The sequence below is a fragment of the Pedococcus sp. P1_H8 genome (genome assembly GCF_056405175.1).
The window spans coordinates 9839-30031 of the sequence record NZ_JBFUCP010000015.1; the positions used below are offsets into that span (position 1 = coordinate 9839).

A 20193-nucleotide genomic window follows, 5' to 3' on the forward strand; every position below is an offset into this window, starting at 1 on the left:
CAATTCTCTGTGCGATTCCGTGCGACGGGCCGCCGCGGTCGTGTAGTGGCGGTCCTGGGGGTGTCGGCGCTGGTGCTGGCGGGCGTCTCGCCCGTCGCGTGGGCGGCCTCGGTGACGAGCGCGGTGTTCACCGGAGGGGCCGGCACGTACACGTCCGGCGGTGGCACCGTGTACGCGAAGCAGGGCGCAGCCCTGACGCTCACGGTCACCACCGACGCGAACACGGAGTGTGTCGACGTCATCAATGCGTCGGGCACAACCATCGCGACCCAGTCCTCCGACAAGAACCCGAAGACCCAGTGGGTGTTCGCCGGAGCTGCCTACTCGTGGCTGACAGCGGGCACCGGCTCCGGGCTCGTCACCTTCACCACCAAGGCGTGGAAGGGCGTCAACGGCAACGGCAAGTGCACCGCGAACGGCGGGGAGACCTTCGGGATCCAGGCCGCCAGCTACACCCTCGACAACACCGCCCCGACGGCCACGGCCACGCTGACCCCCCTCCCCAATGCTGCCGGGTGGAACAAGACCGACGTCAGCCTCGCGTGGACCGGCGCCGATGCCGGAGGGTCCGGCGTCGCCTCCGTGTCACCCTCGACCGCGACGGTCTCCACGGACGGCACCGTCACCCGGACGACGACCGTGACCGACAACGTCGGCAACAGCGCCACCAGTGCGCCGGTCACCGTCCGGCTCGACAAGACGGCCCCGACGATCGTCGGCTCGCGCACGCCCGCCGCCAACGCGAACGGTTGGAACAACACCGATGTCACGGTCTCGTTCACGAGCAGCGATGCGACCGCCGGAATCAAGTCCACGAGCGGCCCGACGACGCTGGCGACCAGTGCCGCGAACCAGTCGGTCACCGGCACCGCCGTCGACAACGCCGACAACTCGTCGAGCGCGACGGTCGGCGGTGTGAACATCGACAAGGTCGCACCGACGTTGTCTGGAGCGCCGACCACCAGCGCCAACGCCGCGGGCTGGTACAAGTCCGACGTCACCGTCGCCTGGACCGCCGCCGACGCGTTGTCCGGCACCACGAACCCCGCCAACAGCACGATCGGCGGGGAGGGCACGGGGCTGACCGCCACGGCCAGCGTCACCGACAGGGCCGGGAACACGAGCGGCTCGGTGCAGAGCACGCCCGCGGTCAAGATCGACCGCACGGCTCCCAACACCACCGTCACCGCCCCACCGGCGTGGAACAAGAACGACGTCACCCTCACGCTGGTGCCCCACGACGGCCTGTCGGGGGTCGACAAGACCTTCTACCAGCTCGATGGTGGCACCCAGACGGTCGGCACCAGCGTTCCGGTCACCGCTGAGGGCAACCACACCCTGACGTTCTGGAGCACGGACCTGGCCGGCAACGTCGAGGCGCCGCACACGGTGTCGTTCGGCATCGACAAGACGTCGCCCACCATCGGCCACACCCAGTCGCCTGCCGCCAACGCGGACGGCTGGAACAACACCAGCGTCACCGTGACCTTCAGCTGCTCGGACGCGTTGTCGGGCGTGGCGACCTGCACGGGCCCGCAGACGGTGAGCACCGAGGGCCTGAGCCAGGCGGTGACCGGCACGGTCCTCGACAACGCGGGCAACACCGCCAGCGACCCGGCGACGGTGAGCATCGACAAGACCAAGCCGGTCATCACGGTCGACCCGCTGCCCGCTCCGAATGCGAACGGCTGGTACGGCGACGACGTCACCGCGACCTACACCGCTGGAGACGCGCTCTCGGGCGTCAAGACCCAGGACACGGCGCACACCTTCGGTGAGGGTGCCAACCAGTCCGACACGGCCACGGCCACGGACGCGGCGGGCAACAGTGCCTCGGTCACCACCCCGACCATCAACGTGGACAAGACCGCTCCCTCCATCACCGGCGCCGTCGTCAGCACCCCCAACGGGAACGGCTGGTTCAGCGGCGACGTCACGGTCCACTGGACCTGCGACGACAACCTGTCAGGAGTCGTGGCGTGCCCGGCCGACTCGGTCGTCACCGGGGAGGGTTCCGACCGCTCGGCCAGTGCCAGCGTCACCGACAAGGCCGGTCACACGGCGACGGCGACGGTGGATGGCATCAAGATCGACCGCAGCAAGCCCTCGACGTCGGCCACCGGCGTACCCGGCAGCTGGGTCAACGCCCCCGTCACGGTCGGCCTGAGCGCGAGTGACAACCTCTCGGACATCGACAGCACCTACTACGCCATCGACGGCGCCGTGACAGGCACCCATGGCAACACGGTGACCGTCGGGGCCGAAGGCGTGCACACCGTGCGGTACTGGTCGGTCGACAACGCCGGCAACGCCGAGGACGCCAAGAGCTTCACGGTCAGGATCGACCTGTCCTCGCCGAGCATCCTCGCCAGCCAGTCCCCGGCCCAGAACGGCAACGGGTGGAACAACACCGACGTGGTCGTGAGCTTCGCCTGCGAGGACCAGACCCAGCTGTCCGGTCTCAAGAACTGCACCGCGCCGAAGACGGTGACGTCGGACGGCCTCGCTCAGCAGGTCACCGGCACCGCGACGGACAACGCCGGCAACAGCGTCACCGGCTCCGCCACTGTCAACATCGACAAGGCCGCCCCGACGATCACCGGTGCGCCTGACCGCGCTGCGAACGCCGCGGGCTGGTACGACGACGACGTCACCGTCTCCTTCTCCGGCAGCGACGCGCTCTCCGGGATCGACACGGTCACCGGACCGAAGCACCTCGCCGAAGGTGCCGACCAGCACGCAGACGGCACCGCCCTCGACAACGCGGGCAACTCCGCGTCCACGACGGTCAACGGCATCAACGTGGACAAGACGGCGCCCAACCTGAGTGCGGCACCCACGACCGCGCCCAACGACTACGGCTGGTACAACGCCCCCGTCACCCAGACCTGGGCGGCCGACGACGTGCTGTCCGGACTCGAGGGTCCGATCCCCGCACCCTCGGTCATCTCGTCGGAAGGGATCGGCCGGACCGCTGCCGCCAGTGTCTCCGACCAGGCAGGCAACGAGACCTCTGCGACCAGCGCACCGGTCAACCTCGACAGGACGCCGCCGACCACCGACGCCACGGTTCCCGCCGGATGGGTCAACGGATCCGTGGACATCGTCCTCGAGTCGCACGACGTGCTGTCGGGTGTCGACGTGACGCACTTCAGCGTCGACGGTGGCGCCGAGCAGACCGGGACCACGGTGCCGCTGAGCGCGGAGGGGACGCACGACGTCACCTACTACTCCGTCGACCGCGCCGGCAACGTCGGGGCGATGAAGAACTTCGTCGTGAAGATCGACAAGAGCGCGCCGACCATCACGCACACGCTCTCGCCGCTGCCCAACGCCAACAGCTGGAACAACTCCGACGTCACCGTGACCTTCACCTGCGCTGACCAGCCGGGGCTGTCAGGGCTCGAGTCCTGCACGCCTCCGGTGGACGTCACCGAGGAGGTCACCGGTCGAGTCGTCAACGGCACGGCCACGGACAACGCCGGGAACATCGGCACGGACCACGCGACGGTGAACCTGGACAAGACGGCGCCGACCATCACGGGCAGCCGCGCTCCAGCGGCCAACGGCCACGGATGGAACAACAGCGACGTGACGGTGCACTTCGACGCGATCGACAACGTCGGTGGATCCGGCATCGACGATGTCACCGCCGACAAGACCTTCGGTGAGGGCACCGCCCAGTCGCTGACCGGAACAGCGGTGGACCTGGCCGGCAACTCGGACAGCACCACGGTCGGCGGGATCAATGTCGACGAGACCGCACCCACCCTGACGGGCAAGGCGACCACGGCCCCCAACGCCAATGGCTGGTACAACGGCGACGTCGTCATCGGCTGGACTGCCGACGACGACCGCTCAGGTGTGGTCGCCACACCTGGCAACAGCCCGATCACCGGCGAGGGTGAAGGCCTGAGGGAGACCGCGACGGTCCTGGACAAGGCCGGCAACAGCACCACGGCCGACAGCAAGGCGGTCAAGATCGACCGGACGGCACCGACCACCGGAGCCAACGCACCGGGCGGGTGGAACAACACCGCCGTGACCGTCAGCCTCGACCCGACTGACGGCCTGTCCGGCGTCGACGCCACCTACTACACCGTCGACGGTGGCACACAGCACCAAGGCACCACCCTCACCATCGCGACCGAGGGGGTGCACACGCTGCACTACTGGAGCGTGGACCAGGCCGGCAACACCCAGGCGCAGCAGAGCGCCACGGTGAAGATCGACCTCACCAAGCCCACCATCGGTCACACGGTCACCCCGGCCCCGAACGCCAGCGGGTGGAACAAGACCCCTGTCACCGTCGCCTACCAGTGCGCCGATGCCCTGTCCGGCGTGGCCAGCTGCTCCCCGGACGCCCCGGTCAGCCTCGACGGCGCGGACCGGGCGGTGCCCGGCACTGCGGTCGACAACGCCGGCAACACCCAGACGGACAACGCCAAGGTCAGCATCGACACGGTGAAGCCGACGATCACGGGTGCGCCTGACCGCGACCCCAACACCAACCACTGGTATGCCGGAGACGTCACCGTCAGCTTCACCTGCGACGACGCGCTCTCGGGGATCGCCGCCTGCAGCTCGCCGGTCAGCCTGGGCGAGGGCGAGGCGCAGTCCGCCAAGGGCTCGGCCACCGACACCGCCGGAAACAGCGACGACGTCACCGTGGCACCGATCAACGTCGACAAGACGGCTCCCACGCTGAGCGGTACGCCGACCACTGGCCCGAATGCGGCCGGCTGGTACCGGGGTGACGTGACGGTGGAGTGGACCGCCGGCGACGCCCTCTCCGGGCTCGACGGCTCGGCCCCCGCGGACGGCACGATCAGTGGCGAGGGGAGGGGACTCACGGCCAGCGCAGCAGTGCGCGACCTGGCGGGCAACCAGACCTCGGCCGAGACGGCCCCGGTGAAGATCGACCAGACCGCGCCGGTCACCACGGTGTCGCATATCTCGGACTGGAGCAACGCTGCCGTCACCGTCATCCTGGAGGCGGACGACACCCTCTCCGGTGTGGCAGGGACGTACTACCAGCTCGACACCGACCCGGCGGCCCACGGCACCAGCGTCACGATCAACACCGAAGGCGTGCACACGCTTCAGGTGTGGAGCGTGGACCTCGCCGGCAACGTCGAGGCGCAGAAGAACCTCGAGGTGAAGATCGACAAGACCGCTCCGGGGATCGCCCACACCCAGGCGCCCGCGCCCAACGTGCGCAGCTGGAACAACACCGACGTCACCGTGACGTTCACGTGCACCGACAGCGGCTCCGGCATCGCCTCCTGCACGACCCCGCAGGGGCTCACCACCGAGGGCCTCAACCAGGCGGTCATGGGCAAGGCGACGGACAACGCCGGAAACACGGCCAGCGACGCTGCCGCGGTCAGCATCGACAAGACCAAGCCCACCGTCACCGGCGGCCTCTCCGCAGACGCCAACCCCCACGGCTGGTACAAGGCTGACGTCACTGCGACGTTCACCTGCTCCGACCAGATGGGTCTCTCGGGTGTTCTGTCCTGCCCCGCGGCCAAGACCTTCGGTGAAGGCAAGGACCAGGGTGCAGGGGGCGCCGCCACCGACGGTGCGGACAACGTCAGCGGCGCGTTCGCCATCACGGGCGTCAACGTCGACAAGACCGACCCCACGCTGAGCGGGGCGGCGACGACGGCTCCCAACGCCAACGGTTGGTACAAGGGCGATGTCACGGTGAAGTGGACTGCCGGTGACGCGCTCTCCGGACTGGACGGCGACGTTCCTGCCGACTCGACCATCACCGGCGAGGGCGGCGCACTCTCGGCTGGCGCCTCCGTCAATGACCTCGCCGGCAACACCAAGGCTGTCACGGTGGGCGGCATCAAGATCGACCGCCACGACCCCTCCACGACGGCGACCGCTCCGAGCGGCTGGCGGAACTCGGACGTGACGGTGACGCTCACCGCCACGGACAACCTGTCAGGCGTCACCAGCACGTTCTACTCGCTGGACGGCGGCCCCTCGCACGTCGGCAAGGAGATCACCGTCTCCACCGAGGGCACCCACCAGGTGGCCTACTGGAGCGTCGACGAGGCCGGAAACGCCGAAGCCAGCCAGACCGTCACGGTCCTCATCGACAAGGGCGCCCCGAGCATCAGCGGTGCAGCCACGACGAGCCCGAACGGCTACGGCTGGTACCGGACCCCCGTCACCGTGCACTTCACGTGCGCCGACGGGGTGAGCGGGATCGCCAGCTGCCAGTCGGACGCCACGGTGGCGGCCCAGGGCGCGAACAGCGTCACGGGCACTGCCGTGGACAACGCGGGCAACACGGCGTCGGCGACGTTGAGCGGCATCAACATCGACACGGTCGCGCCGGTGGTGACGATCGGCGGAGTCACTGATGGTGCGACCTACACCCTGGGTGCGGTTCCCACGCCCACGGCTTCGGCGACCGACGCCACGAGCAAGGTCGACGGCTCGGCCGGCGGGGTGCGCAGCGGCGGCACCGTGAACGGCGTGGGCACGTTCACGTACAGCGCCACAGCCACGGACAAGGCCGGCAACGTGGGCACGGCCACCGTCAGCTACCAGGTGGTCTACGGGTTCGGCACCACGCTGTTCCTCCAGCCGGTCAACGACACCGCGCACCAGACCGGGGTGGCGACCAGCGTCTTCAATGCCGGGCAGACCATCCCGATGAAGTTCCAGCTCAGGAACTCCAGCGGGCAGGTCGTCCAGGCCGGCTCCGCGCCCAAGTGGCTGACCCCGGTCAAGGGGTCGGCGACCACGGCGGCCGTCAACGAGTCGGCCTACACCGACACCCCGAGCGTGGGCGGCACCTACTCGTGGAGCCCCTCGCAGTACCAGTACAACTGGAAGACGGAGAAGTCCCAGGCGGGCTCGTACTGGAGGGTCGGGGTGACCCTCGACGACGGGCAGACGTACTACGTCAACATCGCCCTGCGCTGAGGGTGCTTGTGGGGGCTCGGGGCGGCTGCAGAGGGGCCGCCCCGAAGCCGGCCCTCGCGGGGTTGAACCCGCGGGGGCCGGTGCCCGCACGGCATACCGGAATTTTGACAATCTCGACCTCCACGTTTCGCATCCTGCGTGCTAGCGTTTCTCACGGTTGCAACAAGCAGTTCCTCGCAAGTTCGATGAAGTGCCCGCCCTAGCACCATCAGAGCGGGCATTTGTTTTCTGACGAAGCTGGTTTTCCGACGAAGGCAGGTCATCCGAGGGCGGGCATGGCTCGTCGGTGGGGGTGTGTACGGCAGCCTGGGGCTTCGCAAAGTGCGGATTCCCAATGGCTACGAAAGAAAGAGTTACCCCATGGCACAGGGAACCGTTAAGTGGTTCAACGCTGAAAAGGGCTTCGGCTTCATCGCCCAGGACGGCGGCGGCCCGGACGTGTTCGTCCACTATTCGGCGATCGACTCCTCGGGCTACCGCTCGCTGGACGAGGCGCAGCGCGTGGAGTTCGAGGTCACCCAGGGACCCAAGGGTCCCCAGGCTGACGCCGTTCGCCCGATCTGACCGAGGACTGCTCGACCAAAAGTCTTCCGACGAGGCCCTCACCGCACGCGGTGGGGGCCTCGTCGCGTTTCCCGGTATGCCGTCCCGTCGCAGACTCATGCAAAAGGCGAGTTAGCGCCGGAGCCACGCGGCGCTAACTCCGAACGCGAGGTCGCCCTGGTAGCCGACGAACCACGCATGCGTCTCCGGCGGGTTCTTCGTGCCGAACTCCGCCGTGCCGGTCTTGCCCCGGACCGGGCCGCCCGGTGTGCCCCTGAGCACCGTGGCGGTGCCTTGGCTGACCACCTCGCCCATGAGGGTCCGCAGCTGGCCGATGACCTTGGTGTCCAACGGCTTCGGAGTGCGGTCGGCTCCTGCCACCGCAGGCTCGGTGACCAGGGCGGGAGCAATGGCAGAGCCGCGCGCGACGTTGGCCGCGAGTACCGCCAGGGCCAGCGGTGAGGTGACGTTGCGGCCCTGCCCGATGGCGGCGGCCGCCTTGTCGGTCTTGCCGTTGTTGACCGGGACGCTCGCGTCGAAGGCGTTCGTCACGCCGAGGTCCTTGGCCCACCCGGTCAGACCCAGCGCGGCTGCCGCCTTGGACAGGTCGTCGTCGCCGAGGCGGGTCGAGAGCTGGACGAAGGCCGTGTTGCAGGAGTGCGCGAAGTCGGTGGTGAAGTCCGGGGTGCCGAGCGACTCTCCCTCGTAGTTCTTGTAGGACCGGCCGTCGACCACGAAGGTCTTGGGACAGGACACCGACGTCGTCGGGGTCACCGTGCCCGACGTGAGCAGCGCATACGTCGTCGCGATCTTGAACGCCGACCCCGGTGGGTAGTGGCCGGTCATCGCACGGTCGAAGCCCAGCGCGGGTGAGTTCGCCGAAGCCAGCACGTCACCGGTCCTGACGTCGACCGCCACGAGGGCGGACGGCACCGCACCGGTGGCCTTGAGGGCGCTCTCCGCGGCGTCCTGGACCTGCGGCGACAGGGTCGTCGACACGTCCTTGCCGGCGACCGCGTCCTCGGAGAACAAGGGCGTGTCCGGCGCCGCACTCGAGGTGACCTGGACCCCTGCCGTGCCACCGAGCACTGCGTCGTACTGCCCCTGGAGGCCACTCACCCCGGCGTAGTCGCCCGCGGCATACCGGCCCTTGCTCTTGGCGACGAGCTCGGCGCTGACGGCGCCGAACGACCCGAGCAGCGGCTGCGCGAACGTGCGCGACTTGGCCAGGGGCTGTTCGCGGGCCGGGTAGATCACGCCCTTGAGCGCATCGAGCGCCGCCTTGCGTTCGTCGAAGTCGGCCTGCCGGTAGGTGATGACGGGGATCGGTGCCTTGCTCCCGGACTTGGTGGCTGCGGCGAGCTTGGCCACGAGGGAACCGGCAGGCTCGTCGACGACCTTCTCCAGCCGGCTGACGGTGGCAGCGGTGACCCGGGCCGGGTCGATCTGCACCGGGTAGACCTTGCCGATCGGCGTGAGGGCGCCGCCGTCGCGGTCGAGCAGCGTGCCTCGGTCGCCCCACGTGCGGGTGGCCGTCAGGGTGGCGCCGGTCTTGAGGTCGGGGTGCCACGGCGAGTGGTCCTTCGGGAGCGTGACGGCCCACCGGCTCCCGCCGGTCTCCGCCCGCTCGACGGTGACCGGCACGTCATACGACCAGACGACGCCCCCGGCGAGGGTCCAGGTGACGTGCGCAGTGGCCGTGGCCCGCTCGCCCGTACGTCGAACCCCCTCGGCCGTGACCTTCACCGGGCCCGAGCCCAGCCCGGCCGTCGCCTTGACGAACTCGGCCTGGACAACGTCACTGTTGGAGCCGGTGAAGAGGATCCCGGGCGTGCTGAACGAGCGTCTCGCCCACGACGTGGCAAAAGCGGCCACCTCATCCCGGGCGGCGGCGTCGAGCTCCTTCTCCTGCTGAGCGTGCCGCCACCACAACCCCCCGCCGGCTGCTCCGGCAATGAGAACGGCCGCGACGACTCCCCCCACGACTGCGCGTTTCGTCATGGGACCATCCAACCCCACTCGTGGCAGGGTTCATCCCATTTGTCGTCCGGAGCCAACCTTGGGGCCGCCTGCGGCGTCGGGAGGTGGGAGGCGCATCGGGCAGAACACTCAGGATGCGCCCTTACACTCACGGAGGCGATCCGTCGCCCGAGCCACCAGCACGGCGTGGCTTTTCGGAATCAGAGAGGTACACGTGAGCGAGCCCACCAACGGCTCTGCGCGGGACGATGACGCATCCGGCCAGAGCACGGGTGCCTCGGGGGACGGCACGCAGCAGAACACCAGATCGGCCCGTCGGTCCGACCGCCACGTGGGCAAGACCCATCGCCATCCGTGGATGCGACGAGCCGCCTTCGGGGTGGCCGGGGTGCTGGTCGTGGCCCTGGTCCTCGGCGTCGCGGCCTACGTGAAGCTCAACGGCAACATCACGCGGCTCGACATCAGTAGCGCGCTGGGCGATCGTCCGAAGCAGGAGGCCACGACGGACGCCCAGACCAACCTGGCTCCGCTCAACATCTTCGTGATGGGCTCGGACAGCCGGGAGGGCACCAACCTCGGCAGTGGGCAGACGGAGTACGGCATGGAAGGCAGCCGCTCCGACACCAACCTGATCGTGCACCTGTCCGCGGACCGGAAGTCGGCGATCGTCGTGTCGATCCCCCGGGACTCCATGACGATGGCGCCGCGGGACTGCAAGAACAAGTCAGACAAGGTGCAGAACGGCGTCATCCGGCAGTGGAACCAGAACTTCACCCTGGGTGGACCGGCCTGCACCATCCGCACGTTCGAGGGCCTGACCGGGGTCTTCATCGACCACTTCGTGGTGATCGACTTCCGCGGGTTCCAGGACATGGTCAACGCCCTGGGCGGTGTGACCGTCTGCCTGCCCGAAGCCGTCAAGGATCGCCAGAGCCACCTCGACCTCCCCGCCGGCCGGACCAAGGTCAATGGCAAGAACGCCCTCGCCTACGTGCGGTTGCGCCACAACATCGGCGACGGATCCGACCTGGGCCGGATCGACCGCCAGCAGGCCTTCCTCTCCTCGGTGATCCAGGAGGCCACCAAGTCCTCGCTCCTGCTGCGCCCGGACAAGCTGTTCCGCTTCCTCAACGCCACGACCTCGGCGATGACCACCGACAAGGCCCTCGACGTCGGGGAGATGAAGGACATTGCCGGGAGCGTCTCCAGGATCGGCACGGACCAGATTCGGTTCGTGAAGCTCCCGACCGAGGCCTACGCGCCCGACCCCAACCGCGTCCAGTGGGCCTCGGGAGCCGAGACCATCTGGAAGGCGATCCGCAAGGACGAACCCCTGCCCGGCACGAAGGTGCCGTCGTCCACCACCACGGCGACCGCGTCGCCGACCACCGCGCCAGCTCTGACCGTGAGCCCCGGCGACATCAAGGTGCGGGTCACCAACAACTCGGGGGTGGCCGGCCTGGCCAAGCAGGCGGCCGGCGAACTCGAGGTGCAGGGCTTCACGATCGCGTCGTACGTCACCGGCACCGGAACGCCGACCGAAGGTGTGGTGGTCCGGTACGGCCCGAACATGAAGGAGGCTGCCCGCACCGTCGCGGCGGTCTACCCGGGCGCTGAGCTCCGCGAGGATGCCCTGCTCGGCTCGACCATCGAGCTGAGCATGGGCACCGCCTCGCCGAAGGCGGTGGAGATCCCGAACCGTCTCGGCACCAAGCCCCTGCCGAAGCCGACGGTCACCGCAACCAGCGCGCCCAGCTCCACCGAGACCGTGAAGGCCCGCACCGCGGCCCAGGACATCTGCACCTGACCGCCGCGCCGACGGGCCCGCTTACAACACGAAGAAGGACCCGACCGAAAGCTGGTCGAGTCCTTCTTCGTGTGGCGGAGGCGGAGGGATTTGAACCCTCGATGGGTGTTAAACCCAAACCGCATTAGCAGTGCGGCGCCATAAACCGGGCTAGGCGACGCCTCCTCGCCCGACTGACTGAGCAACCGAGCCCGCACAGAGTATCCGCACCCCTCGGACCGGAGCAAAGTGGCTCGCCCGTGCGCGCGGCATACCCCGGTTCACTGGGTCACCGGTGCCGTCTCGGTATGCCGTGGGTCACGGTTCGGGTGCCCATGGCCCGTTTGCGGTGCGGGAGGCCAGCGCGTGCGCGATCCTGTGGCCCGACCGTTCTGAAGGAGTGTCGATGTCCAACCCGTTCGCCCCGCCCGGCCCGCAGCCGCCCCCCTCGCAGGGCACGTATGTGCCGCCCGTCCCGGGTCCGGCCGCCCAGCCCGTCGCGGGTCCGGCCGCCCAGCCCGCGCCGCAGCACGCCTATGCCGCACCGCAGGACGGGTATGCCGCGTCCGGGCCGATGTGGGCGCCCCAGCCGTTCACCCCCGCCCCGAGACAGAGCAACGGCCTGGCCATCACCGCCATGGTGCTCAGCGGCCTGGCGCTCCTGAGCGTCCTGGCCATGGCCGCGTTCCTGTTCCTCGGGCCTGGCGGGTCGGGGAGCTGGGTGCTCTCCGGCACGGTGACACCGATCGACAAGGGGGTGACAGACCTGCCTCTCGAGGAGGCGCTGGGTCAGGTCATCGAGGACGACGGAGGGTCTGTCGACGAGCTGGAGTGCCCCGCGCGATCCCAGGTGGGTCAGGGGCTGGTCACGGTCTGCCACGGTTCGGTGGACGGCTGGGACTGGACGGGTGTCGTCGTGTTCGAGGATGACGCGGGCTCGTTCATCGTGACGGAGTACTGAGGGCCTCCGGAGCTGGACCGGCTGTGCTGCGGTCCATCGGACGAGGACCGGTTCGGGAACATCCAGCTGCGCATGGCCACGAAACGCAACGCAGTCGAGGCTGCCGTGGCGCTCGCGACGACGACCGTGGCCACCGTGGTGCTGGGGGCGGCGACGACGGCGTGCAGCATCGCCAGGGCACCGGCGGTCAGCAGCCAGGTGAGCGCGAAGATCGACAGGCCCTGCAGGTGGTGCCGGACCGCGCCGGCGCCCTGCACCCCGAAGGTCCAGCGGCGGTTGAGCGCCGTGTTGGCGACGGTGGCGACGAGCAGGGCCACCAGGTTGGCGGCCTGGGTCGATCCCACGGCCGGCACGAGCGCCGCGAAGAGACCGAGGTGCAGGACCGTGGACGCGACACCGACCGCGGCGAACCGCGTCAGCTGGTGCCACGTGCCCGCCAGTCCCGGAGAGCGCCGCCCGATGCGAGCGGCCACCTCGGCGACGGGGAGGCCACCTGTGGCCAGCGCGCGCCGGAGCCTGACGACTCCGCGCAGGTCGTCCAGCGCCGTCGCGACCACGTCGACCCGGGAGTCGGGGTCGTCGAACCAGTCGACCGGCACCTCGTGGATCCGCAGACCGCAACGCTGGGCCAGGACGAGCAGCTCGGTGTCGAAGAACCAGGTGTGGTCCTCCACCATGGGCAGCAGCTCGGCGGCGACATCCGCCCGGATCGCCTTGAATCCGCACTGCGCGTCGGTGAACCGGGCGCCCAACGCGCCCCGCAGGACCAGGTTGTAGCAGCGCGAGATGACCTCGCGCCTGGCCCCGCGGACGACCCGCGCGCCGCGCGCGAGGCGCGAACCGATGGCGACGTCCGAGTGCCCGGACATGAGCGGAGCCACGAGGGGCCACAGGGCGTCGAGATCGGTGGAGAGGTCGACGTCCATGTAGGCGAGGATCGGCGCGTCCGAGGCCGACCACACCTGCTTCAGCGCCCGGCCCCGGCCCTTCTGGGGCAGTTCCACGAGGGCCACGCCCGGCAGCTCGTCCACCAGCCCCGACGCGACGGCTGCCGTCGCGTCGGTGCTGGCGTTGTCGGCCACCGTGATCCGGAACGGATAGGGGAACGTCTGGACCAGGTGGTGGTGCAGCCGTCGAACGCTGGCTGCGACCGTGTGCTGCTCGTTGTGGACGGGGATCACGATGTCGAGCACGGGGGTGGTCATCGCGGCGCTCCTCAGGTGGTCTGGGTCGTGGCCGAGCCCGTGGTGCCGGTGGCGGACGACAGCGGCTGGGTCAGGTCGTAGAACGTCGATCCGCTGATCGTGACCTGGGTGAAGTTCGCCGCCACCCACTCCGAGATCTGCGCGCCCGTTCCCGAGCCGCCCATCCCACCGCCGGGTCCACCCGCCCCGCCGCCGTTTCCGCTGGCGCTGCCGACGAAGTAGTGGATGTCACCGCCGGCGACGTACTGCTGGAACTGCGCCAGCGTCGGGCTGGGGTCGCTGCCGTTGAAGCCACCGATGGCCATGACGGGCAGCCCGGTCCCGAGCTGCAGCCCCGCTGCGTTCTGCGACCCGACGGCGGCGGCCACCCATCGGTAGCCGGTCGCGTCGGCCGACAGGGCCGAGACCACCTCGGTGTCGGGGGTGGAGGTGTTGAGCAGGCCACCGATCCCACCGCCGGTGCGGGTGCCGCCCGGGGCGCCGGTGGCGCCGGTGGCGCCAGTGGTGCCCAGCTGGGGAGGTGCGCCCATCGTGCCGCGCCCACCGCCCGGCATACCGCCACCGCCGGGACCACCGCCCGCGGTGGCCGGACCCGCGGTCACGATCGAGCCGGTGTGGGCCGTGCTCACGGTCTGGACGCTGTAGGCCGCGGGGCCGGCGAGCGCCGCCACGAGGGCACCGGCGATGACGACGGGCACGAAGCGGCGGTGCAGCTGGCTGATCGCGAGGAGCAGGAGGGCGCTCGCCAGGCCGAGGACGAGGACGCCGAGGCGCAGCCAGTTCTGCCAGTCGGTCCGCGACAGGAGGACGAACGACCAGGTGGCGGCGGCGGCCGTGGCGGCCGAGAGCGTGATCGAGCCGATGGCCTTGGCGCGGTGCTCCCAGGCCTCTGCGGCACCCATGCCGACCAGGGCCGCGATGGCCGGGGCGAGGGCGACGGTGTAGTACTCGTGGAAGATGCCGGCCATCAGTGAGAACGTCACCATGGTGACGAGCAGCCAGCCACCCCAGACGACGTATGCCGCGCGACGGACGTCGGTGCGTGGCGCGCGGCCGCGCAGGAACAGTCCTACGGCGAGCAGGATGAGGGCGGAGGGGATCAGCCAAGAGATCTGGCCACCGATGCTCGAGCTGAACATGCGCCCGAGTCCCGTGGTGCCCCAACCGTTCCCGCCACCGACGGAGCCGGTCTCGTTGCCGCTGATCCGGCCGAGTCCGTTGTAGCCGAAGGTGACCGAGAGGAACGAGTTGTCCTGCGAGCCGCCGATGTAGGGGCGCATGCTGGCCGGCACCAGTTCGACGATCGCGACCCACCAGCCGGCCGACAGGACCATGGCGGCAGCGCCGACGAGCGCGCCGGTGATCCTCCTGCGCAAGGTCGTGTTGGCGAAGAGCACGTAGGCGAGGCCGAACGCGGGCACGACGAGGAGGACCTGGAGCGCCTTGGTGAGGAAGCCGAGGCCGATGAAGACGCCCACGATGGCGAACCACTTGGCCGAGCCCTGTTCGATCGACTTCATCGTGGCCCAGGCGCCCAGGGCCATGAGCAGCACGAGGAGGGCGTCGGGGTTGTTGAACCGGAACATCAGGACGGCCACGGGGGTCAGCGCCATCACGGCCCCGCCGACCATCCCGGCCGCGGCGCCGAAGTGGCGCCGGACGGTCGTGTAGACCACACCGACGGTGGCGACGCCCATCAGCACCTCGGGCATCAGGATGCTGAACGAGCTCAACCCGAACAGCCGCACGGACAGGGCCATCGCCCACAGCGATGCCGGGGGCTTGTCGACGGTGATCGAGTTGCCGGCGTCGGAGGAGCCGAAGAAGAACGCCTTCCAGCTGTCGCTGCCGGCCTGGACCGCGGCGGAGTAGAACGAGTTCGCGTAGCCGCTCGAGGTGAGGTTGGAGAAGTAGAAGAGGGCCGTTGCGAGGAGCAGGCCGAGGAGCGCGGGCCGCGCCCACGTCGGGTCGCCCTCCGGGCCACGCCACAGGCGCTGGATCCGGCTGGGCGTCGTCGGCGCGGCGGGGTCCGCCTGCACTGGGGTCGTGGTGCGCGGCACGCGGGTCGTGCCGGCCGCGCCGGTCGCATCGACCGTGTCGGGGTGGAGGGTCATGGTGTCCATGTCCCTACAGTCGAGTGGGCCGCTGTGCGGTTCCTGTGGCACTCCTGAGGCCGGGTGATGAGCCTTAACCCCCCAGACACTCCGGTCTTGTTGCCCGCAGATCGTCACCCGGTGCCCGAATCAGGCCCCCGGTGACAAGGAGCGCGCAACAAGTCGGAGGCGCTCCGGAGTCGTTGCCCGCAGATCGTCACCCGGTGCCCGAATCAGGCCCCCGGTGACAAGGAGCGCGCAACAAGTCGGAGGCGCTCCGGACTTGTTGCCGACAGATCGTCACCCGGTGCCCGAATCAGGCCCCCGGTGACAAGGAGCGCGCAACAAGTCGGCCGGGTCAGGCGGGGAGCAGGACCGTGAAGGTCGTGTCGCCGGGGGTCGAGGAGAGCTCGACGTTGCCACCGTGCGACTTGGCCACCGCGTCGACGATGGACAGGCCGAGCCCGGTGGACCCAGCCGCTCGGTTGCGGGAGTCGTCCCCTCGGGTGAACCGGTTGAAGACGTTGCCCTGCAACGACTTCGGCACGCCTGGCCCGTCGTCCGAGACGCTCACCCGGATCCACTGGCCATCCGGCTTGATCGAGGTGACGACCCGCGTGCCGGCGGGGGTGTGGGTGCGGGCGTTGGCGAGCAGGTTGGCCACGACCTGGTGCAACCGCGCGTGGTCACCGGTCACCTCGACCGGCTGGTCGGGCAGGTCCAGCTCCCAGCGGTGGTCGGGAGAGGCAGCGTGCGCATCGCTCACCGCGTCCATGGCCAGCAGCGACAGGTCGACCGGTTCGCGGTCGAGCGGCCGACCGGCGTCGAGCCGGGCCAGCAGCAGCAGGTCCTCGACGAGTCCCTGCATCCGCAAGGCTTCGGACTCGACGCGCGACAAGGCGTGCGTGACCGAAGCGGGCACCGGCTCGCGCTCGCGACGGGACAGCTCGGCATACCCGCGGATGGACGCCAACGGCGTCCGCAGCTCGTGCGAGGCATCGGCGACGAACTGACGCACGCGCTGCTCGCTCTCGTGCCGGGACTGGAGGGCTCCCTCGACGTTGTCGAGCATGTTGTTGAGGGCGAGCCCGACCTGGCCGACCTCGGTGCGAGGGTCGGTGTCGGCCTCCGCGAGGCGCTCGGCGAGCGCGACGTCTCCGGAGTCGAGCTTGAGGTTGGAGACCTTCGTCGCGGTGTGGGCGACGCGCTGGAGGGGAGCGAGGTTGCGGCGCACCAGCCAGAGCCCGCCGGCCGAGACGAGGATGAACCCGACGATGGTGCCACCCACCATGAGGGTGATCACCTTGTTGATGGTCTCCGTGACGCCCCCTGTGGGAAGCCCCGAGATGACCGTGTCGCCGTCCGCTTCACGAGCAGAGGCCACGCGATAGGCGCCCAGCCCCTCGATCTCGACGGTCTTGGGGGTGGTGCCGATCCCCGCGGCCTGCAGCGAGTTGACCTGCGCGTCGGTGAGTGTGCCGGTGGTCTCGTCGTGCTCGACCCTGTTGACGGTGGCGATGCCGTCACGGACCACCAGGACGAGGGACTGGCCACCGCCACCGGGGAGGGGGCCGCCCGCACCGCTGGGGCCGGGTCCCCGGCCATCGTTGGACCGCGGACCGCCGGCCCGGACCAGGGTCGACTGGAGGTCCTGGTCCAGGCGGCCGACGAGGAAGTCGTGCAGCAGCAGGACGGTCAGCGAGGACGTGACCAGCGTGATGGCGAGGAACAGCCCGACGACCGTGGCGATCAGCTTCCTGCTGAGTGTCCAGGTGGCCGGGTTGAGGTGCGACCGGGCCGCACCGACGGCAGCGGCGGGGCTCATGTGGCGGGCTTGAGGACGTATCCGACGCCGCGCATCGTGTGGATCATCGGCTCGCGACCGGCGTCGACCTTCTTGCGCAGGTAGGAGATGTAGAGCTCGACCACGTTGGCCTGGCCGCCGAAGTCGTAGTTCCAGACCCGGTCGAGGATCTGGGCCTTGGAGAGCACTCGCTTGGGGTTGCGCATGAGGTACCTCAGCAGCTCGAACTCCGTGGCGGTGAGGTTGATCTGCTCACCCCCGCGCATCACCTCGTGGCTGTCCTCGTCCATCGTGAGGTCGCCGACGGCCAGCACCGAGGCGGAGTCGTCGGTCACGACGGCAGTGCGCCGCATCAGGGCGCGCAACCGGGCGACGACCTCCTCGAGGCTGAACGGCTTGGTGACGTAGTCGTCGCCGCCGGCGGTCAGGCCGGCCACGCGGTCCTCGACCGCGTCCTTGGCGGTCAGGAAGAGCACCGGCACGTTGGGGTTGTCGCCGCGCATCCGACGCAGCACCTCGAGTCCGTCGAAGTCCGGCAGCATCATGTCGAGGGCGACTGCGTCGGGCTGGAACTCGCGGGCCGCCCGGACGGCCGCGACGCCGGTGGCCGCGGTGCGGACCTCCCAGCCCTCGTAGCGCAGGGCCATGCTCAGCAGCTCGGTCAGGTTGTTCTCGTCGTCGACGACGAGAACGCGGACGGGGGAGCCGTCGAGGCGCTGGAGCTTGGCGGAGGCGGACTGCTTCGTGTTCATGGCTCTAGGAAACACCGGAACCATGTGCGACGCCCCCGTAACTCCTGTGCGAATCCTGTGAGCCCTCTGTGCCGGGTGCGGTCGCTCCATCGCGCAAGGCGACCCCTGTTCCGAAGGCTCAGTCCTTCGACACCCGACACACAGGATCGCCACAGCCGACCGGCCGAGTCTCGGAGTCGATCACCTTCACCCATCGACGTTCGGAGACCCCGATGACGACCCCGCGCACGGACGAAACCACCGAGCTCCCATGGGCCCAGACCCAGACCATCCCGTATGCCGCGCCGCCGGCCTCCGCGCCGACCGCGACTCCCAGCGCGGCATCGCCGACCACGGCGCCGGCACTCAACCCGCCCACCTGGACCGGTCGCAAGACGGCGATCGCCGCGGCGCTAGCCATCGGTATCTCGTCGATGGGAGCGGTAGCCGCTGCCGCCGCCGTGCCGCCGGGCACCCAGCTGGGTGGTGGCCAGGTCCAGCAGGGCGGCTTCGGCCCCGGGGGCGGTCAGCGACCGGGCTTCGGTCAGGGCGGCGTCGGTCAGGGCGGCGTCGGTCAGGGTGGCCCCGGGCTCAGGCAGCAGGTCCCCGGGGCCCAGGGCTCAGGTCCTGGCTGAGCCCAGGCCGAGGACGACAGCGATCCCGAGGGCGCTGCGCGGGTCGTAGGCAGTACGCCACAGCCCGCCGTGCACGGCCCCAGCAGCTTCCTCGCGCCAGGGGGTGGTCGGCACCTGGGGCGCGGTCCGCAGGTCGTGGACGAGGAGGGCGGCCATGAGCGTGTTGCTCGTGGCGGGTTCGAAGACCTCGATCCCGAACCGGTGCGCACCGGCGTAGGCGCTGGCCAGGGCGCGGTTCTTCAGCACCGAACGGGTCCGGGTGGGAGGCGCGACGTTGAGCGACACGGTGCGGCCGTCCCGGCGGGCAACGGTGGCCCGCCACCGCTGGAGTCGTTTGGCCAGGGCGTAGTTCGGTCCCTGCTGCGGGACGAGGCTGTCGTTGAGCCCCGGGGCGGTGCCCGGCGCGTAGTTGCGTCGCAACAGTCGGCCGCCGCTCACCGTCCGCAGCGCCGGGCGGACCAGCCGCATCGGTGTGGACGGTCCGCGATAGCTCCGGGTGGAGTGCTCGACGGCCTCGCCGGGCACGGCGAAGACATCGGTCGGGGTGGCCAGGAAGGCCAGGGCGACATCGGCCCGACGGGACATCAGCTCGGTGCTGAGGGCGTCGACAGCCGTGGAGACCCGGACGTTGGTGGCACCGTCGGCGTAGACGTAGTTGCCCAGCACCATGGGTCCGTCCACCTCGGTGAGCCAGTCGGCGATGGCGGGCAGCCCGTGCAGCAGGTCGGCCCCGGCGTGGGTGGCGAGGTCGCCGGCCGACCAGTGGGCCCCGGCCGGCACCGGCAGGTGCAGGGTTCCGGCCGACGACGCTGCGACGTCGAGGACGCGCTTCCAGATCTCCGGACGGGGCAGGTCGACGCCGACGACCTCACCACCCCACGACAGGATCGAGCGCAGGGGACCCATCTCGGCACCCGCTCCGAGCACGACGACCCGCTGGTCGCTCAGGTCGAGCCACTCCGGGTTGGCCATCACGGTCCGGACCGCCTCGGCCGCAGAGGGTTCGATGATGCCGCGCGTGGTCCAGTCGTCGAGCTGCCTGCGCAGGGCGTCGCCCCGCAGCCGCTCGCCGTGCATCGGGAGGCTCAGCTCGGTCGCGCGCTCGCCCGTGCCTCGCACGGTCGCCGTGCCGAGGGCTGCGCCCCGTTCCGCGGCGAAGGCCCCGTCGAGGGGCACCTCCCCGCTCGCGGTGGTGGCCCGCATCCGGGCGCGCAGGGAGTCCAGCCCGGCGCGCGCGACGTCGACCGCCGCCTCGCCGTCGCGCAGGAGCCCTGCCTCGACCAGGCGCTTGAAGTGGGTCAGGTATCCCTGGCGCCAGTTGGTCTCACGCTCTGCAGCCTGTGCCCCGACCGGGTCCACCCCGCGCAGCGCGTCCGCGACGACGGATCGCCCGAGCGCGGAGGTGCTGCGCTTGCCGTTCACCTCGGGAAAGACCACTCCGTGCGGTTGGTGGGAGTCACTGCGTTGTGGACCACTGTGCGCCATGCGGCGAGTATGCCGCGTCGTG

At 70.0% G+C, this 20193-nt stretch carries 11 protein-coding genes and 1 tRNA gene; 5 read left to right on the plus strand and 7 right to left on the minus strand.

Annotation, left to right across the window (positions count from 1 at the left end; translation table 11 throughout):
* The first annotated feature begins 45 nt into the window (after positions 1–45).
* Together AC1DYG_RS17650 and AC1DYG_RS17655 are read left to right on the plus strand one after the other, a co-directional pair.
* Positions 46–6948, plus strand: coding sequence for an OmpL47-type beta-barrel domain-containing protein (locus AC1DYG_RS17650; protein ID WP_477641174.1), 6903 nt, complete (start codon positions 46–48; stop codon positions 6946–6948).
* A gap of 360 nt (positions 6949–7308) precedes the next feature.
* The gene (locus AC1DYG_RS17655) at positions 7309–7512 is read left to right on the plus strand and encodes a cold-shock protein (protein WP_056915917.1); all 204 of its coding nucleotides are present in this window, start codon (positions 7309–7311) and stop codon (positions 7510–7512) included.
* A 111-nt stretch (positions 7513–7623) separates the two neighbouring features.
* Here the strand turns inward: AC1DYG_RS17655 and AC1DYG_RS17660 are convergent, their stop codons facing one another.
* Positions 7624–9492, minus strand: coding sequence for a penicillin-binding transpeptidase domain-containing protein (locus AC1DYG_RS17660; RefSeq protein WP_477641175.1), 1869 nt, complete (start codon positions 9490–9492; stop codon positions 7624–7626).
* A gap of 193 nt (positions 9493–9685) precedes the next feature.
* On the opposite strand from AC1DYG_RS17660, the gene AC1DYG_RS17665 reads away from it, so the two are divergent.
* Positions 9686–11278, plus strand: coding sequence for an LCP family protein (locus AC1DYG_RS17665; protein ID WP_477641176.1), 1593 nt, complete (start codon positions 9686–9688; stop codon positions 11276–11278).
* Positions 11279–11350: 72 nt separating this feature from the next.
* On the opposite strand, the gene AC1DYG_RS17670 is transcribed toward AC1DYG_RS17665, so the two are convergent.
* Positions 11351–11443: transfer RNA gene (locus tag AC1DYG_RS17670), tRNA-Ser, on the minus strand.
* A gap of 220 nt (positions 11444–11663) precedes the next feature.
* Between AC1DYG_RS17670 and AC1DYG_RS17675 the strand changes: the two genes are divergently transcribed.
* Entirely contained in the window at positions 11664–12218 is a 555-nt protein-coding gene (locus AC1DYG_RS17675) for a hypothetical protein (protein ID WP_477641177.1), read from the plus strand.
* Here AC1DYG_RS17675 and AC1DYG_RS17680 read toward each other — a convergent pair.
* The 4 genes from AC1DYG_RS17680 to AC1DYG_RS17695 all read right to left on the minus strand — a co-directional run bounded on the left by AC1DYG_RS17680 (position 12113) and on the right by AC1DYG_RS17695 (position 18072).
* A complete protein-coding gene (locus AC1DYG_RS17680) occupies positions 12113–13423 on the minus strand; it encodes a bifunctional glycosyltransferase family 2/GtrA family protein (RefSeq protein WP_477641178.1) in 1311 nt (436 codons plus the stop codon). The genes AC1DYG_RS17675 and AC1DYG_RS17680 overlap by 106 nt on opposite strands.
* Positions 13424–13434: 11 nt before the next feature.
* Positions 13435–15546 (minus strand): glycosyltransferase family 39 protein, encoded by a 2112-nt coding sequence (locus tag AC1DYG_RS17685; protein WP_477641179.1) that lies wholly within the window; start codon positions 15544–15546, stop codon positions 13435–13437.
* A gap of 328 nt (positions 15547–15874) precedes the next feature.
* Positions 15875–17341: a sensor histidine kinase gene (locus AC1DYG_RS17690; protein ID WP_477641180.1), complete on the minus strand. Its 1467-nt coding sequence runs from the start codon at positions 17339–17341 to the stop codon at positions 15875–15877.
* Positions 17338–18072: a response regulator transcription factor gene (locus AC1DYG_RS17695; RefSeq protein ID WP_477641181.1), complete on the minus strand. Its 735-nt coding sequence runs from the start codon at positions 18070–18072 to the stop codon at positions 17338–17340. Before AC1DYG_RS17695 ends, AC1DYG_RS17690 begins: the two co-directional genes overlap by 4 nt.
* Positions 18073–18284: 212 nt before the next feature.
* Between AC1DYG_RS17695 and AC1DYG_RS17700 the strand changes: the two genes are divergently transcribed.
* The gene (locus AC1DYG_RS17700) at positions 18285–18686 is read left to right on the plus strand and encodes a hypothetical protein (RefSeq protein ID WP_477641182.1); all 402 of its coding nucleotides are present in this window, start codon (positions 18285–18287) and stop codon (positions 18684–18686) included.
* On the opposite strand, the gene AC1DYG_RS17705 is transcribed toward AC1DYG_RS17700, so the two are convergent.
* A complete protein-coding gene (locus tag AC1DYG_RS17705; RefSeq protein WP_477641183.1) occupies positions 18672–20171 on the minus strand; it encodes a hypothetical protein in 1500 nt (499 codons plus the stop codon). The genes AC1DYG_RS17700 and AC1DYG_RS17705 overlap by 15 nt on opposite strands.
* Between the last annotated feature and the right edge of the window lie 22 nt (positions 20172–20193).